Source organism: uncultured Rothia sp., assembly GCF_937976295.1.
Classification (GTDB): domain Bacteria; phylum Actinomycetota; class Actinomycetes; order Actinomycetales; family Micrococcaceae; genus Rothia.
This window is the reverse complement of the sequence record NZ_CALJRY010000260.1, coordinates 1-2,332: the sequence shown is the minus strand read 5'-3', so window position 1 is coordinate 2,332 and position 2,332 is coordinate 1. Positions and strand designations below refer to the sequence as shown.

Here is a 2,332-nt window from a genome sequence, read left to right as displayed (position 1 = left end):
CCACGAGCGGTAACGGGGAGTGTGGCCGTGACGCGGACGCGACGGGTACGAGGGGCGAGTGACCGGGCGGGACGGGCGAGTGACCGGTCGGCTAGCCTTAGGTGCCGGAGTTACCTTAGGCGCGGGGGCCTGCTGACGCTTGGCGTCCTCTTCAGCCTTCTTGCGAGCTGCCTCTTCAGCTGCCTTCTTACGTGCGGCCTCCTCCTCAGCCTTCTTGCGTGCCGCCTCAGCCGCGGCAGCATCGGCAGCCTCACGGTCGGAGCGGACCTGCTGAACCGCACGCGCCGCATTCACAATGCCGGAACCGCACGCGGACTGGTCGCACTCAACACCCTGAGAGGTGGACTGCAGAGCCTTCTTCGCCTGAGCGTACGTCAGCTTCGGGTCGACCGCCTTCATGAGCGCCACAATACCGGCAACATGCGGTGCCGCCATGGAAGTGCCCTGGTACTCGGCGTAGTCGGCCTTACCGGGAGCGGTCTTACCGGCGTTCAGGGTGGAGAGAATACCACCACCCCAGTAGCGGCGGTCGCCACCGGGAGCGCTCACGTCCACGCGGGAGCCGTAGTTGGAGAAGTAGGAGCGCTTGCCGTTCTTATCGGTTGCGCCCACGGTGATGACGTCCTCACAGTTGCCGGGGCTGGACTTCGAGGCGTCAAAGTTGTTGTTGCCCGCCGCGACGACCACGATGGAGCCGCGCTTATTCGCCTGAGCAATCGCCTGGCGGTACGGGGTGGTGCAGGTGCCCTCGCTACCGATGGACATGTTAATGACCTGGGCGGGGTTCTGGTTTACTGGAACGCCGCGCACGCTACCACCGGCGGCCCAAATAATGCCGTCGGTAATGTCCGAGTCGAAGCCGCCGCAGGCGCCCAGAACGCGCACGGGCACAATCTTCGCCTCGGGTGCCACACCGGCAATACCCTCGTTATTGTTCGCGATAGCGGCGATAGTACCCGCCACGTGGGTGCCGTGCCAATCGGAGGCGGTCGCCTTCGAACCGGTGAAGCACTGGTTGTCTACGGTCCAGTTGCCGGCGTCAGTCGGGTCGGAGTCGCGGCCGTCGCCGTCGTTGGAGAACGCCGACTCGGCAATGAAGTCGTAGCCGGGCAGCACGTTAGCATCCAGGTCCGGGTGGGCGGTAATGCCGGAGTCCAGCACCGCCACGGTCACGCCCTTGCCGCGGGTGGCGCCCCACGCCTCCAGCGCGGAGACGCCCTTCTCACCGGTGAGGGACCACATGCGGTTCATCTTCGGGTCGTTAATCTTGACGGTCTCTGCGGTGTTATCCACGGTGGCGTAGCGGCGCATATCGGGCGAGACGGAGGCGACCTTGGAGTTCGCGCTCAGGGCGTTCATGTACTGCTGCGCCTGGGCGGGGGTGAGCTCCTCGGAGGTGGTGACCACGCTGGCATCCAGCGCGGTGGAGCGGACGTAGCTGGTCTTAATGTTCAGCAGCTCGTCAATGCTCTGCACATCGGAGGTGATGCCCGCGTAGAGAGCGTCGCTCCAGGTTGCCTGCTGGGTGCCGGCGGCTGCGGACCAGTCGATCTGGTCTGCGGTGGCGTCGGCGGAGGCGGCGTTCTTCGCCTCATCGGTGTAGGTGATGATGAAGCGGTTGTATACCACGGGCGCAGACTGGGTGGACTGCGCGGTATTGGAAATCTGGGCGGTATTAGAAGCCTGTGCCGCCGCAGATACCTTGGGCTGGGTGGCCTGCGCGGTGGGTGCTGCCACAGCGGGGATCACGCTTGCCGAGAGCAGGCAGGTTGCGGTGACGAAGCTCAGCAGGGAACGCTGTGAGGAGCGTGCCTGCGAGGGGCGAGCAATGCGAAGCATGGACGTCCTTGAGGTGAGTGGTACCGGGTGCGCACGGTGCGGCGTAGCGTTGCCGACTCGTGTTGAGGACGTGCGTTCGGTACGAGTGAATACGGAAGAGTGAGGTGTGGTGCATTGTGTGGGCTGTGAATTGGTTCCACAATGTGCATGCACGGGTACGCACCGTGAGATACTCTAGCACCCTTTCGAGTTACTTTATGAATAAAATAACCTTTGTGATGCAAATCATTTTATGCAAAGATGAGCAAAATTTAAATCTTTACTTTAAGGCGCCAGAATACCTCGACTAGGCATTTCTTTATCTGCATTTACATGAAGGAAAAATCTCATTATTTACGCCACACTATCGAGCTTTAGCCGCTATATACCTGGAAAAAGGTGCTAGGATAGCGATATCTCACCACATAAACTACTTCCGAAGAACTCCCACACGGGGGTTTTAGAGAAAAATACACATCAATGCAGTGATGTGCATTTTCTTTTTCTATTCGCT

Annotated in this window: 1 protein-coding gene; it reads right to left on the bottom strand. The window is 60.8% G+C overall.

Translation table 11 applies throughout. The annotated features are described in order from the left end of the window. The coding region (locus tag Q0216_RS06985; RefSeq protein ID WP_298594033.1) for a S8 family peptidase at nucleotides 1-1,839 on the bottom strand (1,839 nt) is incomplete at its 3' end. Nucleotides 1,840-2,332: the final 493 nt, after the last annotated feature.